At 34.9% G+C, this 19,962-nt stretch carries 17 protein-coding genes and 1 pseudogene; 13 read left to right on the top strand and 5 right to left on the bottom strand.

Annotated features, from left to right (window positions below; all coding sequences use genetic code 11):
- Positions 1 to 269 precede the first annotated feature (269 nt).
- Complete coding sequence (gene inhA2, locus NSS74_RS20400; RefSeq protein WP_002140388.1) at positions 270 to 2,660, top strand: M6 family metalloprotease immune inhibitor InhA2; 2,391 nt, start codon at positions 270 to 272, stop codon at positions 2,658 to 2,660.
- Between the two features lie 284 nt (positions 2,661 to 2,944).
- On the opposite strand, the gene NSS74_RS20395 is transcribed toward inhA2, so the two are convergent.
- On the bottom strand, positions 2,945 to 4,099 hold the full coding sequence (locus NSS74_RS20395; RefSeq protein WP_002140391.1) for an MFS transporter: 1,155 nt from the start codon (positions 4,097 to 4,099) through the stop codon (positions 2,945 to 2,947).
- A 226-nt stretch (positions 4,100 to 4,325) separates the two neighbouring features.
- Here NSS74_RS20395 and bdhA point away from each other — a divergent pair, with 226 nt between their 5' ends.
- The 6 genes from bdhA (at position 4,326) to NSS74_RS20365 (ending at position 10,622) form a co-directional block, all read left to right on the top strand.
- Entirely contained in the window at positions 4,326 to 5,378 is a 1,053-nt protein-coding gene (gene bdhA / locus NSS74_RS20390) for a (R,R)-butanediol dehydrogenase (protein ID WP_340814173.1), read from the top strand.
- Positions 5,379 to 5,496: 118 nt separating this feature from the next.
- Positions 5,497 to 5,841, top strand: a complete 345-nt coding sequence (locus tag NSS74_RS20385) for a potassium channel family protein (RefSeq protein ID WP_000948238.1) — start codon at positions 5,497 to 5,499, stop codon at positions 5,839 to 5,841.
- Between the two features lie 264 nt (positions 5,842 to 6,105).
- Positions 6,106 to 6,957 carry a phospholipase CerA gene (gene cerA, locus NSS74_RS20380; protein WP_002029789.1) on the top strand — a complete coding sequence of 284 codons (852 nt, stop codon included), beginning with the start codon at positions 6,106 to 6,108 and terminating at the stop codon, positions 6,955 to 6,957.
- Between the two features lie 76 nt (positions 6,958 to 7,033).
- On the top strand, positions 7,034 to 8,035 hold the full coding sequence (sph, locus tag NSS74_RS20375; protein WP_002140392.1) for a sphingomyelin phosphodiesterase: 1,002 nt from the start codon (positions 7,034 to 7,036) through the stop codon (positions 8,033 to 8,035).
- Between the two features lie 113 nt (positions 8,036 to 8,148).
- Positions 8,149 to 9,321: an amino acid deaminase/aldolase gene (locus NSS74_RS20370; RefSeq protein ID WP_002140393.1), complete on the top strand. Its 1,173-nt coding sequence runs from the start codon at positions 8,149 to 8,151 to the stop codon at positions 9,319 to 9,321.
- Entirely contained in the window at positions 9,309 to 10,622 is a 1,314-nt protein-coding gene (locus NSS74_RS20365; RefSeq protein ID WP_002140394.1) for a D-arabinono-1,4-lactone oxidase, read from the top strand. Before NSS74_RS20370 ends, NSS74_RS20365 begins: the two co-directional genes overlap by 13 nt.
- Positions 10,623 to 10,626: 4 nt before the next feature.
- Here the strand turns inward: NSS74_RS20365 and NSS74_RS20360 are convergent, their stop codons facing one another.
- Positions 10,627 to 11,781: a VanZ family protein gene (locus NSS74_RS20360; RefSeq protein WP_002140400.1), complete on the bottom strand. Its 1,155-nt coding sequence runs from the start codon at positions 11,779 to 11,781 to the stop codon at positions 10,627 to 10,629.
- 171 nt (positions 11,782 to 11,952) lie between these two features.
- Between NSS74_RS20360 and NSS74_RS20355 the strand changes: the two genes are divergently transcribed.
- Positions 11,953 to 12,156: a hypothetical protein gene (locus NSS74_RS20355; RefSeq protein ID WP_002010557.1), complete on the top strand. Its 204-nt coding sequence runs from the start codon at positions 11,953 to 11,955 to the stop codon at positions 12,154 to 12,156.
- A 190-nt stretch (positions 12,157 to 12,346) separates the two neighbouring features.
- On the opposite strand, the gene NSS74_RS20350 is transcribed toward NSS74_RS20355, so the two are convergent.
- Both NSS74_RS20350 and NSS74_RS27975 read right to left on the bottom strand, forming a co-directional pair.
- Positions 12,347 to 13,159, bottom strand: coding sequence for an undecaprenyl-diphosphate phosphatase (locus tag NSS74_RS20350; RefSeq protein ID WP_002010553.1), 813 nt, complete (start codon positions 13,157 to 13,159; stop codon positions 12,347 to 12,349).
- Positions 13,160 to 13,291: 132 nt separating this feature from the next.
- Positions 13,292 to 13,795: pseudogene (locus tag NSS74_RS27975) on the bottom strand (methyl-accepting chemotaxis protein); the annotation flags it as partial.
- A 661-nt stretch (positions 13,796 to 14,456) separates the two neighbouring features.
- Here NSS74_RS27975 and NSS74_RS20340 point away from each other — a divergent pair.
- From NSS74_RS20340 to NSS74_RS20320, 5 genes are all read left to right on the top strand, one after another.
- Positions 14,457 to 15,707: a 3D domain-containing protein gene (locus NSS74_RS20340; RefSeq protein WP_002140404.1), complete on the top strand. Its 1,251-nt coding sequence runs from the start codon at positions 14,457 to 14,459 to the stop codon at positions 15,705 to 15,707.
- 103 nt (positions 15,708 to 15,810) lie between these two features.
- Positions 15,811 to 16,038 (top strand): helix-turn-helix transcriptional regulator, encoded by a 228-nt coding sequence (locus tag NSS74_RS20335; RefSeq protein WP_078185072.1) that lies wholly within the window; start codon positions 15,811 to 15,813, stop codon positions 16,036 to 16,038.
- Positions 16,031 to 16,504: a hypothetical protein gene (locus tag NSS74_RS20330; protein ID WP_002090909.1), complete on the top strand. Its 474-nt coding sequence runs from the start codon at positions 16,031 to 16,033 to the stop codon at positions 16,502 to 16,504. The genes NSS74_RS20335 and NSS74_RS20330 overlap by 8 nt, the downstream gene beginning before the upstream one ends.
- Before the next feature lie 116 nt (positions 16,505 to 16,620).
- Complete coding sequence (locus NSS74_RS20325) at positions 16,621 to 17,253, top strand: class A sortase (RefSeq protein WP_002029779.1); 633 nt, start codon at positions 16,621 to 16,623, stop codon at positions 17,251 to 17,253.
- A gap of 145 nt (positions 17,254 to 17,398) precedes the next feature.
- Positions 17,399 to 18,520: a YHYH domain-containing protein gene (locus NSS74_RS20320; protein WP_012260322.1), complete on the top strand. Its 1,122-nt coding sequence runs from the start codon at positions 17,399 to 17,401 to the stop codon at positions 18,518 to 18,520.
- A 30-nt stretch (positions 18,521 to 18,550) separates the two neighbouring features.
- Here NSS74_RS20320 and NSS74_RS20315 read toward each other — a convergent pair whose 3' ends face one another.
- The gene (locus tag NSS74_RS20315; protein ID WP_002029777.1) at positions 18,551 to 19,936 is read right to left on the bottom strand and encodes a peptide MFS transporter; all 1,386 of its coding nucleotides are present in this window, start codon (positions 19,934 to 19,936) and stop codon (positions 18,551 to 18,553) included.
- Positions 19,937 to 19,962: the final 26 nt, after the last annotated feature.

The raw sequence follows: 19,962 nt of genomic DNA, 5'->3' as shown, positions 1-19,962 counted from the left end.
CTTGGGTTCTTTTTTTATTTGAAAGAATTTTCATGCAATTGTGCATATTGTCTTTTAAATTTTTAATATAAGCTATTTAATATATACAAATCACTCTTTATTTTTCACATTTCGACATAAAAAGATAGAGGGTCTGACCAGAAAACTGGAGGGCATGATTCTATAACAGAAAGCTTATTTCTTATAGAATCATGTCTTTTATTATACAAGGGAGGATAGATTACATATTTTTATCTGAAGTTTAAGATTGATACAAGGGGATGATTAAAATGAGAAAAAAAGCGCCATTTAAAGTGTTGTCATCATTAACGATCGCAACACTCATCGGATGCTCAGCTGTAATGAGTGCTCCGTTAGCATATGCAGAAACGTCAGCAAAAGAAGGTGTGTCTACAACGCCAATTGATCATAACTTAATTCAAGAAGATCGTTTAGCGGAAGCGCTGAAAGAAAGAGGAACAATTAATCCAGCATCGTCTAAAGAAGAGACAAAAAAGGCCGTAGAGCAATATATTGAAAAGAAACAAGGGGATCAGGCGAATAAAGAAATTCTTCCCGATGCGAATCAAGAAGCATCTGATTTCGTGAAAAAGGTAAAAGAGAAGAAGATGGAAGAAAAGGAAAAAGTAAAGAAAGCTGAAAAAAATGTTAGCCCTGAGCAAAAGCCAGAGCCAAATAAAAAGCAATTAGATGGGAAAGTTCCAACTTCTAAGGCGAAACAAGCTCCATATAGTGGACCTGTCCGCAATGATAAAGTGTTAGTGTTACTCGTTGAATTTAGTGATTATAAACATAATAATATTGAGCAAACACCAGGTTATATGTATTCGAAAGACTTTAGTAGAGAACATTATCAAAAAATGTTATTTGGTAATGAGCCTTACACATTATTTGATGGTTCGAAAGTAAAAACATTTAAGCAATATTATGAAGAACAGTCTGGCGGTAGTTATACGACGGATGGATATGTAACAGAGTGGTTAACTGTTCCAGGTAAAGCCGCTGATTATGGTGCTGATGGTAGTAGCGGTCACGATAATAAAGGACCAAAAGGTGCGCGTGATTTAGTGAAAGAAGCATTAAAAGCTGCAGCGGATAAAGGATTAGATTTATCTCAATTTGATCAATTTGACAGATATGATACAAATGGTGATGGTAATCAAGATGAATCTGACGGTGTAATTGATCATTTAATGGTAATCCATGCTGGTGTTGGTCAAGAAGCTGGTGGCGGTAAATTAGGTGATGATGCGATTTGGTCACATCGTTCAAAATTAGCAACAGATCCAGTAGCGATTGAAGGTACAAAATCAAAGGTAGATTACTTTGGTGGAAAAGTAGCGGCTCATGATTACACAATTGAACCAGAAGACGGTGCAGTAGGTGTGTTTGCACATGAATTTGGACATGACCTTGGCTTACCGGATGAATATGACACGAAATATACTGGAACTGGTTCACCTGTTGAAGCGTGGTCATTAATGAGTGGAGGTAGCTGGACAGGAAAAATCGCAGGAACAGAGCCAACTAGTTTTTCACCACAAAATAAAGACTTCTTACAAAAGAATATGGGTGGAAACTGGGCGAAAATTTTAGAAGTAGATTACGATAAAATTAAGAGTGGTGTAGGCGTTCCTACATATATTGATCAAAGTGTTACGAAATCCAATCGTCCAGGCGTTGTACGTGTTAACTTACCAGGTAAAAGTGTTGAAACAATTAAACCGGAGTTTGGAAAGCATGCATATTATAGTACAAGAGGAGATGATATGCATACGACATTAGAAACACCATTCTTTGATTTAACAAAAGGAACAAATGCGAAATTTGATTATAAAGCGAATTATGAACTAGAAGCAGAGTGTGATTTCATCGAAGTACATGCTGTAACTGAAGATGGAACGAAAACATTAATTGATAGATTGGGAGAAAACATAGTCCAAGAAGATAAAGATACAACAGATGGAAAATGGATTGATAAATCATACGATTTAAGTCAATTTAAAGGGAAGAAAGTTAAACTACAATTCGACTATATTACAGATCCAGCTTTAACATATAAAGGTTTCGCAATGGATAATGTAAATGTAACAGTTGATGGACAAGTAGTATTTTCAGATGACGCAGAAGGACAGTCTAAAATGAAGTTAAATGGATTCGTTGTTTCTGATGGGACAGAACAGAAACCCCATTATTATTATCTAGAGTGGAGAAACTATGCTGGATCAGATAATGGATTAAAAGCGGGAAAAGGGCCGGTGTATAATACAGGTCTTGTCGTTTGGTATGCAGATGATAGTTTCAAAGATAACTGGGTTGGGTTACATCCAGGTGAAGGCTTCCTTGGTGTTGTAGATTCTCATCCAGAAGCGATTGTTGGAAATTTAGGTGGGAAACCAGCATACGGTAATACTGGAATTCAAATTGCAGATGCTGCATTTTCATTTGATCAAACACCTTCATGGAGTGTAAATTCATTTACACGAGGACAGTTTAATTATACTGGATTACAAGGTGTTACAACGTTTGATGATTCAAAGGTATACAGTAATAAGCAAATTGCTGACGCAGGACGAAAAGTTCCAAACCTTGGACTTAAATTCCAAGTTGTTGGACAGGCAGAGGATAAGTCAGCAGGCGCTGTTTGGATTAGACGTTAATAAAGTAAAAGCACATTCTTCATATGAAGAGTGTGCTTTTATATTTGTACAGTAAGTTATTATTTCAGCTTATGTAATACAATCGTCTGTTCATATATAGTGTAGCAAATTATGTGGGGAAAAGAAATATTTCCGAGGAAATTGTCGAAGTATCGTTGGTATTTATAGACTTTCTTTTTTAAAGGAAGAATGTAGTATTGCTTTTATACATAAGTTTATTTACAGTATTACTTGGTTATATGCAAAAGTAATATATATTAGGCGAAAAAAAGACAATGATGGAATTAACCCATCATTGTCTTTTTTACTTTGCTTCTTACAAAAATCATTCCAGCAAATGTTAACAAGAATGCAGTTCCGATAACGAAGCTAGCGCTAGGTGATGCTCCGATTGCTCCGACTGTAAAGGAGCCAGCAACAACTCCTAACGAGAAGAATGCATAAAACAATCCGAATGCTTTCCCTCGGTTACTATCTGTTGTATTTTCAACAAGTAAAGCATTAATTGCTGGGAAGAGGATAGCGAATCCAATTCCATAAATTATCATAACGATAAAGAGCATGCCTTTTGTTGCAAATAATCCGAGTAAAGATAACGCTAGTGCCATTACTGCAATCCCGATTAGCATTAGTTTGGAACGATTAAATCGATCGTAAATGCGATTTGTTGGCAGTAAGAAGAAGAGGATAGCGGTAATTCCGAATACACTTAACATCATGCCTGTTGTAGATGCTTTAAGTGCTAATGCCTCAACTTTTACTGGTAACATATAAGTGACAATCCCTTGTGAAAACATTAGTGTGAAAGCACCAATATATGCTTGTAATAACGGTTCTGATTTCAATAGTTCAATCATATCTTCTTTGTTCATCATTTGTGTTCTTGATGTATCTTTTCTTGATACGTTATTTGGTAAGAAGAATAGAGATACGATTGTACCAAGGACCATTAAAATAGAAATAGTAATGAACACCCACTCTATACCAGCTGTTGCTTTCATAATGCCGCTGAAAGCAGGTCCTACGATTGCAGCTGTTCCAACAGCGGCACCAGATAGAGCCATTGCTTTACCTTGCCTTGCTGAATTCGTTTGCTTTGATAAAAACGTAAAGGCAGCAGGAATTAAAAATCCGTCACTAAAACCGTGCATAAAGCGCACAACTAATAGTTGTTCACCACTTTGAACAACGGTGTATAACAAGACTATGAAACTCGTAATTCCCATGCTTATATAAAGGATTTTTTTTGCACCAAATTTATCGACAGCGGCTCCAGCGATAATATTACCGATCATATTAGCGAATGAGTACATACCGATAACTAGCCCGATAACAAGAGGGGTTCCTCCAAGACTTTGAGCGAAAGTACTCATAATAGGTAATTGTGAAAATGTATCTAAAAACGCTACGATAACAATAAAGTAAATAAAATATTTCAAGCGATATTCACCTCTCCTATGCTATTATGGCATAATGCTAATTTCAACCGCAATGAAATTAGCATTAACAGATGTGGAAAAAAGTACAAAGTGACAAAATATTGAACGTTATTTGTTAAAATTTAGTGGAAATGAGATTGTTTTTTTGAAATATATGGATGGAAGTATTATAATAGAATTGTAAACTTCACCAGGTTAAGTATATACGTAGAGAGGGATGTATAAAATGAAAGCACTACTTTGGCATAATCAACGTGATGTACGAGTAGAAGAAGTACCAGAACCAACTGTAAGACCAGGAGCAGTTAAGATTAAAGTTAAATGGTGTGGTATCTGCGGAACAGACTTGCATGAATATTTAGCAGGACCTATTTTTATTCCAACAGAAGAGCACCCATTAACACACGTAAAAGCACCGGTTATTTTAGGTCATGAGTTTAGTGGTGAGGTAGTTGAAATCGGTGAAGGCGTTACTTCTCATAAAGTGGGAGATCGCGTCGTTGTAGAACCAATTTATTCTTGTGGTAAATGTGAAGCTTGTAAACACGGACATTACAATGTTTGTGAACAACTTGTTTTCCACGGTCTTGGCGGAGAAGGCGGCGGTTTCTCTGAATATACAGTAGTACCAGAAGATATGGTCCACCATATTCCTGATGAAATGACGTATGAACAAGGTGCACTTGTAGAACCAGCAGCAGTAGCAGTTCATGCAGTACGTCAAAGTAAATTAAAAGAGGGAGAAGCTGTAGCGGTATTTGGTTGTGGTCCGATTGGGCTTCTTGTAATCCAAGCAGCAAAAGCAGCAGGAGCAACTCCTGTTATCGCAGTGGAACTTTCTAAAGAACGTCAAGAGCTAGCTAAATTAGCAGGTGCTGATTACGTATTAAATCCAGCAACTCAAGATGTACTAGCAGAAATTCGTAACTTAACAAATGGTTTAGGTGTAAATGTGAGCTTTGAAGTAACAGGTGTCGAAGTAGTACTTCGTCAAGCGATTGAAAGTACAAGTTTTGAAGGACAAACTGTAATTGTTAGTGTGTGGGAAAAAGATGCGACAATTACGCCAAACAACCTTGTACTAAAAGAAAAAGAAGTTATCGGTATTCTTGGATACCGTCATATCTTCCCAGCTGTTATTAAATTAATTAGCTCTGACCAAATTCAAGCAGAGAAATTAATTACGAAAAAAATCACAGTGGATCAAGTTGTTGAAGAAGGATTTGAAGCACTTGTAAAAGATAAAACACAAGTGAAAATTCTTGTTTCACCTAAATAATAGAGAATAGTAAAAAGTAGCCCTTTTCTAGAAATAGAAGAGGGCTACTTTTTTTCTATACAGAAAGGTGATAGACTTTCCTTTAACTACAGGTATTTTGTTTGGAAGGGGAAGTCTAATGCTTTCATTTATGTTGACATTGAAACGGATGCTAAAAGCTTGTTTACGAGCGTGGAAAGATAAAGAATTTCAAGTATTATTCGTATTAACATTTTTAACATTAACATCTGGTACGATTTTTTATAGTACAGTTGAAGGATTACGTCCTCTTGACGCCCTATATTTTAGTGTGGTCACGTTGACGACTGTCGGTGATGGGAATTTTAGTCCGCAAACTGATTTCGGAAAGGTATTTACGATCTTATACATATTTATCGGGATTGGATTAGTGTTTGGATTTATTCATAAGTTGGCAGTTAATGTACAGCTGCCAAGTATATTATCGAAAAGAAAAAAAGAGTAAAGCATGTGGATGCTTTACTCTTTTTTTACATTAGTTTAGACAATCATTTGCAGTAGCTTAACAATACTTTATTACAATGTAAGTGTATTCATTCATTATATTCACTATGTATAAAGTTATAATGATATGAACATTTGCATATTTTAATTTATTGATAGAAATTTCATGAAAGGTGGGATATTCTAGTCATAGGTTAACCAGACGATATCATAGGATCCTAACAAAAAGTTTACAATAATTCAATTAAAAAATGGAGGATTTTATATGAAAAAGAAAGTACTTGCTTTAGCAGCGGCTATTACATTAGTAGCTCCGTTACAAAGTGTTGCATTTGCTCATGAAAATGATGGGGGAAGTAGAATAAATATAGTTCACCGCTGGTCTGCTGAAGATAAGCATAAAGAAGGCGTAAACTCTCATTTATGGATTGTAAACCGTGCAATGGATATTATGTCTCGTAATACAACACTTGTAAAACAAGATCAGGTTGCACTATTAAATGAATGGCGTACGGAGTTAGAGAACGGTATTTATGCTGCTGACTATGAAAATCCTTATTATGATAATAGCACATTTGCTTCACACTTCTATGACCCTGACAATGGAAAAACTTATATTCCATTTGCAAAGCAGGCAAAGGAAACTGGAGCTAAATATTTTAAATTAGCAGGTGAGTCATACAAAAATAAAGATATGAAACAAGCATTCTTCTATTTAGGGTTATCACTTCACTATTTAGGGGATGTAAATCAACCGATGCATGCGGCAAACTTTACAAATCTTTCTTATCCACAAGGGTTCCATTCTAAATATGAAAACTTTGTAGATACGATAAAAGATAATTATAAAGTAACGGATGGAAATGGATATTGGAACTGGAAAGGTACAAATCCAGAAGATTGGATTCATGGAGCGGCAGTAGCTGCGAAACAAGATTATTCTGGCATTGTAAATGATAATACGAAAGATTGGTTCGTGAAAGCAGCTGTATCACAAGAATATGCAGATAAATGGCGCGCTGAAGTTACACCAATGACAGGTACGCGATTAATGGATGCACAACGTGTTACTGCTGGGTACATCCAGCTTTGGTTTGATACGTACGGAAATCGTTAAATATTTGAAAAAGGTCAAATCTCAGAATAGAGTATTTGGCCTTTTTATCACTACACAGTACATGGAGGTATGAAACGTGAAAAGTAAATTGCTAAAAGGTGTACTAAGCTTTGGTATTGGTTTAGGAGCTTTATATAGTGGATCTTCAGCTCAAGCAGAAATGTCTATAAATCAAAATAATACATTAAAAGTTATGACGCATAATGTATACATGCTATCAACAAACCTATATCCGAACTGGGGACAAAGTCAGCGTGCTGATTTAATTGGAGCGGCAGATTATATAAAGAATCAAGATGTTGTTATATTAAATGAAGTGTTTGATAATAGTGCTTCAAATCGCTTATTAGGAAATTTGAAGAAAGAATATCCAAATCAAACGGCAGTATTAGGTCGTAGTAGTGGAAGCGAGTGGGATAAGACGTTAGGAAACTATTCATCTTCGACTCCTGAAGATGGAGGTGTAGCGATTGTGAGTAAATGGCCAATTGTTGAAAAGATTCAATATGTATTTGAAAAAGGCTGTGGACCAGATAACTTATCAAATAAAGGATTTGTATACACAAAAGTTAAGAAAAATGATCGTTTTGTACATGTGATTGGGACTCATTTACAAGCTGAAGATAGTATGTGTGGAAATACTTCGCCAGCATCTGTACGTACAAAACAGCTACAAGAAATTCAAGAGTTTATTAAAAATAAAAATATACCAAATAACGAGTATGTGTTAATTGGTGGTGATATGAATGTAAATAAAATAAATGCTGAGAATAATAGCAATTCAGAGTATGCATCGATGTTTAAAACATTACATGCGTCTGTTCCATCTTATACAGGACATGCAGCAACTTGGGATGCGACGACAAACAGTATTGCGAAATACAATTATCCAGATGCACCTGCTGAACATTTAGATTATATTATTGCGAGTAAAGATCATGCGAATCCATCATTCGTAGAGAATAACGTATTACAAGTGAAATCTCCAAAGTGGTCTGTTACATCATGGTTCAAAAAATATACGTATGATGATTATTCTGATCATTATCCAGTAGAGGCGACTATTTCTATGAAGTAGAGTAGTCTTAAAAAAGTTTCTTCGTGAAGAAGAAACTTTTTTTATTTGAAAACAGGAAAATCATTTTTTCTTTCCAATATGTATAAGACATATATAGAAGAGGAGAGAAAAATGTGGATAGAGGAATTTTTAAGGAAGTTCCATTACCGTGTGCATTTTTAGATGAAGTGGCTTTAGAGAGGAATATTCAATCGATTATAGAGTTAAGTGGAGATAAGAAAATTCGTATAGCGAGTAAATCATTACGCTCTGTTCCAGTTATGAAAAAGATTTTAGCTGCAAATAATCGGTTTCAAGGTATTATGTGTTTTTCTCCTAGAGAAGCTTTGTTTTTAATTGAACAAGGGTTTAATGATTTATTGCTCGGATATCCTGTTTATGATGAAAGAGCTTTACATGAAATTAGTTTGCTAACAAAGCAAGGGCACATTATAACTTGTATGGTAGATTGTGAAGACCATATTACTTATTTAGAAAAGATTGCTGAGAAGTCTAAAGGGTGTTTTCGCGTTTGTTTGGATATTGATATGAGTAGTCGTTTTTTGAAATTTCATTTTGGTGTAAAAAGATCCCCCGTAAAAGATGTGCAGAGCGCTTTGAAAATAGTAGAAAAGGTGAAGGGCTCATCATATTTAATACTAGATGGTGTAATGGGATATGAAGCTCAAATTGCCGGGGTGGGGGATCATATACCGAATCAATGGATGAAAAGTAAAGCTGTTTCGTATTTAAAGAAGAAATCAGTGTTAGAGGTTAAAGAAAGAAGAGAACGTATCGTAAAAGAAATACAAAACCTTGGTATTGAACTAAGATTTGTAAATGGGGGAGGAACAGGAAGTATAAAAACAACTGAGCAAGATAACTCAGTTTCAGAGATTACTGTAGGATCCGCCTTTTACTCTCCTAAACTGTTTGACTATTATAAAGAAGTAAAATTTCAGCCAGCTGCCGGATTTGCTTTACCAGTTGTACGTAAACCGGATCCTTTTATTTATACTTGCCTAGGTGGCGGATATATTGCCTCAGGTGCAGTTGGTAAAGATAAAGAGCCTGAGGTTTGGATGCCGCATGGTGCAAAACTATTAGCTTTAGAAGGTGCTGGTGAAGTGCAAACACCAATTTTTTATAACGGCGAGGAACGAGTGGATATAGGAGATTCTATCTTGTTTCGCCATAGTAAAGCTGGGGAGTTATGTGAGCGTTTTCCTATTTTATATCGCATTAAACAAGGGGAAATTGTTGGAGAGTATTCAACATATCGGGGGGATGGACAATGCTTTCTATAAAGGGACAAAAATGGAGAAATTGGACAGGGAATGTAGAAGGAACGCCGCATTATACGATGTATCCAAAAAGTATACAAGATGTAGTAGAAGTTGTGGGGCTTGCACGAAAAAAAGGAAAGAAAATTCGTGTTGTCGGTTCAGGTCATTCGTTTACACCTCTTGTGCAAACGGAAGAAATTTTAGTTTCTTTAGATGAATTGAAGGGCATTGTGAATATTGATGCAGAGAAGATGGTTGCCGAAGTATGGGCGGGAACAAAGTTACATGATTTAGGGAAGTTACTTCAGGAAAAAGGTTATGCGCAAGAAAATTTAGGAGATATTGATTCACAATCTATTGCAGGAGCGATTAGTACGGGGACTCATGGGACGGGTGTTACATTTGGGAGTTTATCAACACAAGTTATAGAGATCACGGCAGTTTTATCAACAGGTGAGAGTATAGTTTGTTCAGAAACCGAGAACGCCGAATATTGGAAAGCATTTCAGTTGTCGCTTGGAATGCTAGGTATCATTGTAAAGATAAAATTGAAGGTTATCCCAGCGTATTCGCTTGTTTATGAAAGTGAAAAACAATCATTGTCTACTGTAATGAACAAACTAGAAGAATATAAGAAGAATCGTCATTTTGAATTTTTCGTTTTTCCTTATTCAGATGAAGTACAAGTGAAATTTACAAACGAAACAACGAGTAAAGAAAGTGATTTGAAATGGCATAAACTAAAGGTGGAGTTACTTGAAAATAGGATGTTCTCTTTATTATCTAAAGGGTGTAAATGGTTTCCTTCTATAAGTAAAGGAGTAAGCCGATTATCAGCTAAGGCTGTACTGAACACGAAAATAATTGGACCAAGCTATGAAGTATTCGCTACATCACGTACAGTTCCATTTTATGAAATGGAGTACAGTGTCCCTTCAAAGTATATGAGGGCTGTTGTAGAAGAAATTTCAAATCTTATTGAAAAGAAAAAGTATAAGGTGCACTTCCCGATTGAATGCCGCTACGTGAGAGGTGATGATATATGGCTCAGTCCAGCATATGGAAGAGATTCAGCGTATATAGCTGTTCATATGTATAAAGGTATGAAGTATGCCGCTTATTTTGGTGAAGTGGAGAAAATTTTTCTAAAGTATGAAGGGCGCCCACATTGGGGGAAAATGCATACGTTAACGTACGAAAAATTGCAAAATATATATCCAGAATTGCATTCGTTTCTAAAAGTGAGGAAGTCACTAGATGAAACAGGAATATTTTTAAGCCCTTATACAGAAAAGTTATTTACGATTATGAAAAAAAGCTGACAAATTAGTATTTGTCAGCTTTTTTAAGTGTAATTGCATTTCTTGTATGACTAATACGCTCGTAAAATAGTAATTTATCACTGCTAAATACATGTAATAAAACATGAATAATAAATAGCCCGTTAATTACAAATTGGAATAACAGTATAACTAGTAATACTAAAGGCTCTGTATGATTTAAAATAGAGCTACTAGAAAGAATGTAATTGATTCCACCTAAAATGAAATAGAATATACCGTAACGAATGAATAATTCTTTTAGTGTAATACGCTCTGCTTGTCCTTTAATGTAAATACGAAGCAACGCTTTCCCTATTGTTCTTCCATTTGTAAAGTATGGGATGATAATAAAGTAAATTAAGATTGAACATGCGATGAAAAGGAGTTCGTATACATTTGTATAAGATTGGATGTTAGAAATAAATAGTGAGTTTCCTTTGTTTTTAATGAAAGGTACAACGATAGATAAGAAGATCCAATCAATTTGCATAGCGATGAGACGACGAACGAATCCGACTGGTTTCGTTTCCAAATCAATATGACTATCTAATTCGCTTGTTTTTGGCAGGAAGTACGTAAATATTGGTGCAATGATAAAACCGATTACGCCGCCTAGTGTGTTTAAAAACAGATCGTCGATATCGAATAAGCGATATGCACAATTATAAATACCATATAATCCAGTTACTTGTGTTAATTCAAAGAACAGTGAAAGGCAAAAAGAAATGCACACTGTTTGGAAGAAACTACGTCGGAAATAATAACGTAAGTAAATACCGAATGGAACGGTTAATAGAACGTTAAAAGCAACTTGTAAAAATGCAGATTCTTTTAATAACAAGAAATAAGTAGTAGGTTTCGTTAAAATTGCCGATGTATGATTACTAATCTCTTGTATGAAATAAAATGGTGAGAGTTGCATATGCTGTGTATTAGCGGGTTGTAGGCTACAAGTATCATACGTTTGTGGTAACGGCAAAATAACAAGAAAATAGGCATTTAATAAGTAAAGTAATAATGAGTATAAAATAAATGAGCGCCATTTATTTAAATAACCGTATTTTCGATAATTAAATATTAAAAAAGGAATTAATAGAAACATTGCTAAAATAGGAAATAAAATAAAAGCTGTTTTTACTGGAAATAAATATGCAGTCAAAATGAAGCTCCTTTCAATGAAATTTCGTTTATCATTATAGCGCTTAAAAGAATGTAAAACAAAGTTGAAATAGCTCGAAATAGAAAAAATTACAAATTTAAAATAGATTAAGTTATAATAAGTTTAATATAAAGATATTATGATTATACAAGTTGAAAGAGGGTACATGATATGCAATATGAGCTTTTTTCGGTAAGCGGGGATCATATTACAACTTTTGAAAGCACATGGCGTTTTCAAGAGGGGGAACAGATTTTTGTTCATGATGATAATACAAAACGAAATTTTATTATTATTCGCTTAACACATGATTTATTTCAAAAAAATACACATGTTATTCGCTTGTATTGTCAGGAAAAGAAAGTTTATGCATAAGGAAAAACCACTTACTGTATGAGGGCAGTAAGTGGTTTTTTATCCCGCTATTTGTGGGCAGTAAAACTCCCACCTCAAAATTCAGGTGGAGCAAAGAAGTTAGGTGGGAGCCCTGCTGCCCGTAAAAGCCCGATTGGTGAGGGCTAATAATCAGGGGGGATGAACAAAACCCCCTGATTAAAGTTTCATTTTATAAGAAAATGATAGTTAGCACACCTACGATAATACAGTAGAAAGAGAAGTATTTTAAATTTCCTTTTGCCATAATGTTCATAAACCATTTTAATGAAATATATGTCATGACAAATGTTGCGATGAAAGCAACAATATAAGGTACAAATAATGTATCTAAATTTGGATCGTTTGCAATGTCTGTAATACTTAACAATAAACCACCTAAGCTAACAGGAATGTATAGTAAGAATGAGAAGCGAAGAGCTGTTTCTTGCTTCATACCAAGTAACATCGCTGCCACGATTGTAGCACCTGATCTGCTTATACCAGGAATTAGTGCACAAGCTTGTGCTAGACCAATAATGATTGCATCTTTCATAGAAAGGTCGCCATCATTTTTACGTCCACGCAAGTTTCGAATAATCCAAAGGCCGATAGCAGTAATAAGAAGGGAAATCCCAACCATTTTAACACCTTTTAAATAGTGGTCGATATAATCTTTAAATAAAACTCCAATTACACCTGCTGGAATGGTTGCAATAACAAGGTAAATAATAAAGAAGAAATCGGATTTTGCATCTTCTGCTCTTGTGAATATATAAGATAGACCATTCTTTGTTAGACGAATTAAGTCATTTCTATAAATAAGTAATACAGCTAATAATGAAGCTGAATTAACAAGTAGCTCAAAGCTAAACCCTTCTATTTTTAGTCCTAGCAAATGCTGTGCTAAAACGAGGTGACCGCTTGAAGAAATCGGAATTGGTTCTGTTAGTCCTTGGAATAGACCAAGAATTAAATATTTTAAAATGTAATAAAATTGTTCCATAACATCCTCCTTGTGTATTAGTCGAAAGAAATAACTTTTCTATTATAACAAAAGAGAGAGCGAATATTGAGAAGAAAATAATATTCGAAATATAATAAAAATCCCCTATGACGTCATAGGGGATTTTTTACATTACTGAAAACCTACTATTTTTTGAATACCTTTTGATAATTGAACATCGACTTTTTCAGCATCATTAATATGATTCATAATAGTAGTATTTAATTTGTGGAACATTTGTTGTGTGTTTGCAAATTCTCGTAATATATCATCGTTACAAGATTTTTGGTTTTCGATAGCTTTAATAACATTTGTAGCGCCACTTTGTAATGTTTGAATCATCATTAAAATATTTTCAATTCTAGCGTTAGTATCAGCGCTCATTTCTACACCTTCATCAACTAAATGCAAATTATCTTTTGTATTTTCATATGCTTTTTCAATTTCTTCTTGAATTTTTTTCGTTAAGTTACCGATGTTTTTTGTACTTTCAGCTGTACTTTCAGCTAGTTTTCTTACTTCATTAGCAACAACAGCAAATCCTTTACCGTGTTCTCCAGCACGTGCAGCTTCAATACTTGCATTCAACGCTAGTAAATTTGTTTGTGCTGCAATGTTTTGAATCACTTCTACAATTTGTTCAATTTCTTTAGAGCGTTCGCTTAAATGATTCATACTATTAGAAGTACGTTGAGATTGTTCACCTAATCTATTAATTACAATGAGTAAGCGATGAACGGATTCTTTTCCTTCATTAGAGCAATCGATAATTTCTTCAATAGATTGAATTAAGTTTTGCTCTTTTTGTAGCATTTCGTTATTTAATTCGTTGGAATGTGTAGTACGCGTAGAAACATTTTCAAAGCATGCGTTCAATTGTTGAATTAAGTTTTGGAGTGTATGATGTTGGCTATTTACAAGTTCGTGCTCTTGCATAACGCTTTTTACACGATTATGGATAGAAGATATAATTTCTTGTTTTTCCACATCTTTTTGTTTTAATTCTGCTTCTAGTTCATGTATATGAGCTTCTAGTTGATCAATTTTATGTTGGAGTGATTTCTTTTGAGTAAACATTTTATTTAATTCAACCGCCTTTAGGATTTTTAATTTCTCTATATTTGGATTTTAGCATCTTTTATAATTTTTAAATATAGGAATTGTTAAATATTTAAGAATCTATTACATTTTGTTCACAATTCTCTTTTTTTGTCATGAAAAATAAACTGTATTTAATGGTTCTGTAAACAAACTGTAAAATAAATCATGTATAACTGTATAAGAAGGGAGTCGGATTATGAACTATTTTAAGCGAATCAGTAGTCTAGTATTAGCAGGAATGATTGTTCTTTCTAGTACAGTCGCTGTAAAAGCAGAGTCAAACGACGAGAAACTTAACAACATGCAACAGCAATTGCAGCAAAACGATGCAGATATGCAGAAGAAAGAGCAAGAGAAGCAAGCTGTTAGTAAAGAAATTCAAGGTATCGAAAATGAACTACATAATTTAAATAATACAATTGCAAAAAATAAAGAGGATCAAGCTGCTATTCAACGTAAAATCGATGAAACACATAAGCAGATTGAACAAAAAAAAGCAGATATTATCGTTTTAGAAGATAAAGTCCTTGCTCGTAAGGATATTATGAAAAAACGTATGGTTTCTGTTCAAAATAGCTCAAATACGAGTTTAGTAGTAGAAGTTGTTGTAGAATCAAAAAACTTTGCAGATTTCATACAACGTATGAATGCAGTTACTACTATTCTAGAAGCAGATAAAGAAATTTTACGTCTACAAGAACAAGATCTTCGTCAAATTGAAGAAGATAAAAAAGCAATTGACGAAAAAGAAGCATCTTTAGTAGTAGATAAGCAAAAATTAGCAAAAGCACAAGCGGATTTGCAAGATAACTTGAAAAAACGTCAAGATAACTTACAAACGGTTCAGGCTAAATATAATCAGATTGCAAGCCAACTTAATTTAGCAGCGGAAGAGAAAGCAAAAGTTGAAGCAAATATGAAAGCAGTACAAGAAACAATTGCTCGTGAACAAGAAGCAGCAAGAATTGCAGCAGAAGAGCGCGCAAAAGCTGAAGCAGCTGCAAAGGCTGAGCAAGAAGAGTTGGCAAAAGCGAAGGCAGCAGCAGCTAAGCAAAAAGAAGAACAGGCAGCTAAGCCGGCAGAGCCTGTAGCTAAAGATACAACACCAGCTAAGCCGGATCCAAAACCAGCTCAAGGTGGAAAAGAATTTTATGTAACAGCAACTGCTTATACAGCTGATCCATCTGAAAATGGCTATAAACCGGGTGAAACTGTAAAGTCTAAGTTAGGACATAATTTGACTGCAAATCCAAACATGAAACTAATTGCTGTAGATCCAGCTGTGATTCCATTAGGTTCTACTGTATATGTGGAAAATTATGGTACGGCGATTGCTGGAGATACTGGTAGTGCGATTAAAGGTCATATAATTGATTTATTAATGCCAGATTCAGCTACAGCTAATAATTGGGGCAGAAGAAGTGTTAAAGTTACAATTTTAAACTAAAACGTAATCCAACTTTACAAAACGTAAAGTTGGATTTTTTTGTGAAAATAATGTTAAGTTGAGTTTACATTTTGTTAAGGACAGCATACAATGATGGTAAGAGGTGGTAAATTTGACCATTTGCAATAAGGTGAAGGAATTAAGAGCTCGCTTTAATTTTACGCAAAGTGTATTAGCAGAAAAGGTAGGAGTGACGAGACAAACGATCGCTGCAATTGAAAAAGGGGATTACGTTCCTTCATTGTTACTAGCATTGACGATTTGTGATGTATTCGAGTTAAAGATGGAAGATGTATTTGTTTTAAATAAGGAGGGGGAAGAGGATGAATAGAATTGGGGTTTCTTATATCGTAAACGTGCTTTATACTGCGCTAGCCTGCTGGACATTTGTTGAATTTTATAGTGTTATTACAGAGTTAGCAGATATAATTAAAAATGAGAAGTTCCCATTTGAAGTATGGTTTAATGGAGCACCATTCATTTTATTATTTATTGGAGCTATTATAGTTACAATTTTTTATAGAATTCAAAAGAAAAAATACAAGAATTTATCTTTTTGGATGTATCCATTATTATTTCCACTAGAAGATGAACGTGAAAAAGCGATTACGGATAAAGCCTGTCGAACAACTTTTGTTTCGTTATGGTATGTGTTACCTTGTGCAGTCGGATTTTTAACTTTTTCGCCTATTATTAATGACTATCTTCCTGGGTACCCACTGTATATTATATTCTCTATTTTCTTTATTCAAATGACGGTCTTTCACGTATCCCTGTACAGAAATAAATTAGTCTAAAAAAAACCTTCTTGCTGATGCAAGAAGGTTTCTTTTTTAGCTTACACTTGTACATATAGCAATATTGTCTTATCATTTTATATAGAGTAAGATTTTGTAACGGAAAGGAATTGTATATGAATAAGCAAAGAATTTATAGTATAGTAGCAATCCTTCTATTTGTTGTAGGTGGTGTATTAATCGGAAAGCCATTTTATGATGGATATAATGCAGAGAAGAAGCAGACAGCGAATGTACAAGCTGTTCAAAAGATGGAATATGAAAAGCATGATACAGAATTTGTAGATGCTTCAAAAATTAATCAACCAGACTTGGCAGAAGTAGCGAGTGCATCGTTAGATAAAAAACAAGTAATCGGTCGTATTTCAATTCCGGGCATCTCATTAGAACTTCCTGTTTTAAAAGCGTCGACTGAAAAGAATTTATTATCGGGTGCGGCAACTGTAAGAGAAAATCAAGTAATGGGACAAGGGAATTATGCACTTGCAGGGCATAATATGTCAAAAAAAGGTGTTTTATTTAGTGATGTATCAACTTTAAAGAAGAACGATAAAATTTATTTGTATGACAATGCAAATGAGTATGAGTATACTGTTACCGGTGTATCTGAAGTGACCCCTGATAAATGGGAAGTTGTAGAGGATCATGGGAAAGATGAGATAACACTTATTACATGTGTATCTGTTAAGGATAATTCTAAGCGTTTTGTTATTACGGGTGATTTAGTAGGAACAAAGGCTAAGAAATAAAGAAAAAAGAAGGTTCACTCTTTAAAGAGTGAACCTTCTTTTTTTATCCAATGTTGAGAAATAAAAGAATATTTTAGTTGGTATTTAAATATTTTTCTATTTTTATATAATAAAGTAATGATTCTAGATTTTGGGAGGAACAAAAGTGAAACAGCAAGTAAAAAGACTTCTTTTAACAACAAGTGTAGCGTTATTGGTAGCGCCAATTTCTGCTTATGCACATCCAGGACGTACAGATGCTAATGGTGGACATACGTGTCGTACAAATTGTGAAAAATGGGGATTGCAGTACGGGGAATATCATTATCACAATAAACCAGCTTCTAGCGGCGGAACAACAAGCCCTGCGCCTAGTCAAAATAATAATGGTGCTGTAGAAGCTGAAAGACAAGCAGAAGCGCAGCGCAATGCTGAGGCTGAAAAACAACGTGCTGCAGAAGCACAGCGTAAAGCAGAGGAAGAGAGACAGCGTGCTGCAGAAGAACAACGCAAAGCTGAAGAAGAGAGACAACGTGTAGCCGAAGAGCAAAGAAAAGCAGAAGAGGCACGTAAGCAAGAGGAAGCCCAGCGTCAAGCTGACATGGAAAAAGGGCAGCTTGAAGGTCAAAAAAGTGGAGAGACAGATTTTAAAGCAGGAAAGAATAATGCAGAAGGACATGTAGCTGGAAAGTCAGACGCATATAAACAAGCATTTACAACTGCGTATGCTGCGGCATGGTCTTTAGAAGAACAGAAAAAAGCACATTTTGAAAAAGGTAAAGAGCAAGGGTTAACACAAGAAGCAATGGACGATAGTCAAATTACTCCTGAGTTTAAGGTGAACTTTGCAGAAGGTTTCCAAGTAGGTAATAAAGAGAGAACCGAAAAGATTGAAAAAGAACAAGCGGAACTTGGTGAAAAGGCTGGTAAAGAATTAGCTGAAAAGAAACCTGGAAATACTGAAAAGGATACATATGTGAAAGTATATGAAACCGCGTATGAAAAGGGATATAAGGCTGCTAAAAAGGCAGCGGAAAAAGCTGGATATACATATGCATTTGAAAACTACGACTTAAAAGTTCCTGCTAAGTATGAAAAGAATGAAACATTAAAGAAATGGTTTACTGAAGGATTTAAATCAAATAAAAAGGCAGCGGAAATTCGAGAAGAAGGATATAAAAAAGGAGACAGCTGGCTTTCGTTCTTCTATAAGAGTTTCGTGCCAAGTGAATATAAAGAACATAAAGGCTTGTATGAACAAGCAATAGAAAAGGGAAAGAAAGCGTAAAAAAAGATGAGGAATTTTCCTCATCTTTTTTTAATCCATCCATTTCACTAATTTCTTAGAAATTGATAATAAAACACAACCTAAAACAATCGCCACAGCGCCAATAACTGTGAATACTTCAGCATATCCAAGTGAAGTTGTGAAGCTTGCAAGCTGTCCGCCTAAAATATTAGCAATACCTGAGCTTGCTAACCATACGCCCATTAATAAAGAGGCTAGTTTTACTGGAGCGAGAGCACTAACCATTGATAGCCCGACAGGTGATAAGAATAGCTCACCTAACGTATGGAAAAGATACGTAAAGACGATAAATAGTAAGTTTGCTTTTTCTGTAATGTTATGTTCGTCACTGCCTGTTTTTAATGTAGCGATAACAAGAACAATATAACCGATACCGAGTAAGATCATACCAAGTCCCATTTTTGTTGGGATTTTCATGTCACCATTTTTCCTAGTTGCCAGTTTCGCCCATAATGCTGAAATAGCTGGTGCAAGTAAAATAATAAATAACGGATTGACCGATTGGAACCAAGATGTTGGAACTTCCCATCCGAACACAGAGCGGTCTACAAATTTGTTTGTATATAATGTTAACGAACTACCAGCTTGTTCAAATCCAGCCCAGAAGAAGACAACAAAGCATGTTAAAATGACGATAACTGTTGTACGTTGTTTTTCTTTTTTTGTTAACGGTGTATTTCCTATTGTTTGTTGTCCAGCATCCGTTTGCAAATCGCGAGTTGGTTTTTTACCGATATCACCAAGGAAGCGATTTGATAGTGTTGTAAATAAAATTTGTCCAATGATCATTCCGATTGAAGCGGCTAAGAAACCGTAACGGAATCCGAAATGAGCAACGCCATCTATTGTTGTTTTGAATAAATTTTCTGATAAAAACCCGCAAACGAGTGGAGCTAAAAATGAACCGACGTTAATACCCATATAGAAAATTGTAAATGCACTATCACGTTTTGGATCATTTTCTTCGTATAATTCTCCAACAAGTGTAGAGATATTCGGTTTGAAGAATCCATTACCGATAATAATAAGCGCTAATCCGAGGTATAGACCGACTTGGTTTTGCAAGGCGAATAGTGTAAGGTTACCGATTGCCATTGTTATACCACCAATTGTGATGGCTTTTCGTTTGCCTAGAAAACGGTCCGTTAAGTATCCACCGATCAATGGTGTGAAATAACAAGCACCAGTATAAAATCCGTAAATAGAGAGTGCCCAAGCGGGACTAAACCCAAGACCACCACTTACTAAAGCTGTTGTTAAATATAATGTTAATAATCCTCGTAATCCATAGTAACTAAATCTTTCCCACATTTCTGTAAAGAAGAGTAAGTATAAACCTGGAGGATGTTTCTTTTTTCTTTGTTGTTCTCTTTCTAGTTGTATCGCTGATTCCATAATATTTTCCTCCTGACACAAGCAAA

Origin of the sequence: Bacillus sp. FSL E2-8868 (genome assembly GCF_038005505.1) — a bacterium.
In the GTDB taxonomy this organism is placed as follows: domain Bacteria; phylum Bacillota; class Bacilli; order Bacillales; family Bacillaceae_G; genus Bacillus_A; species Bacillus_A mycoides.
The sequence above is the reverse complement of the archived record's forward strand: the minus strand, read 5'-3'. Positions and strand labels throughout refer to the sequence as shown.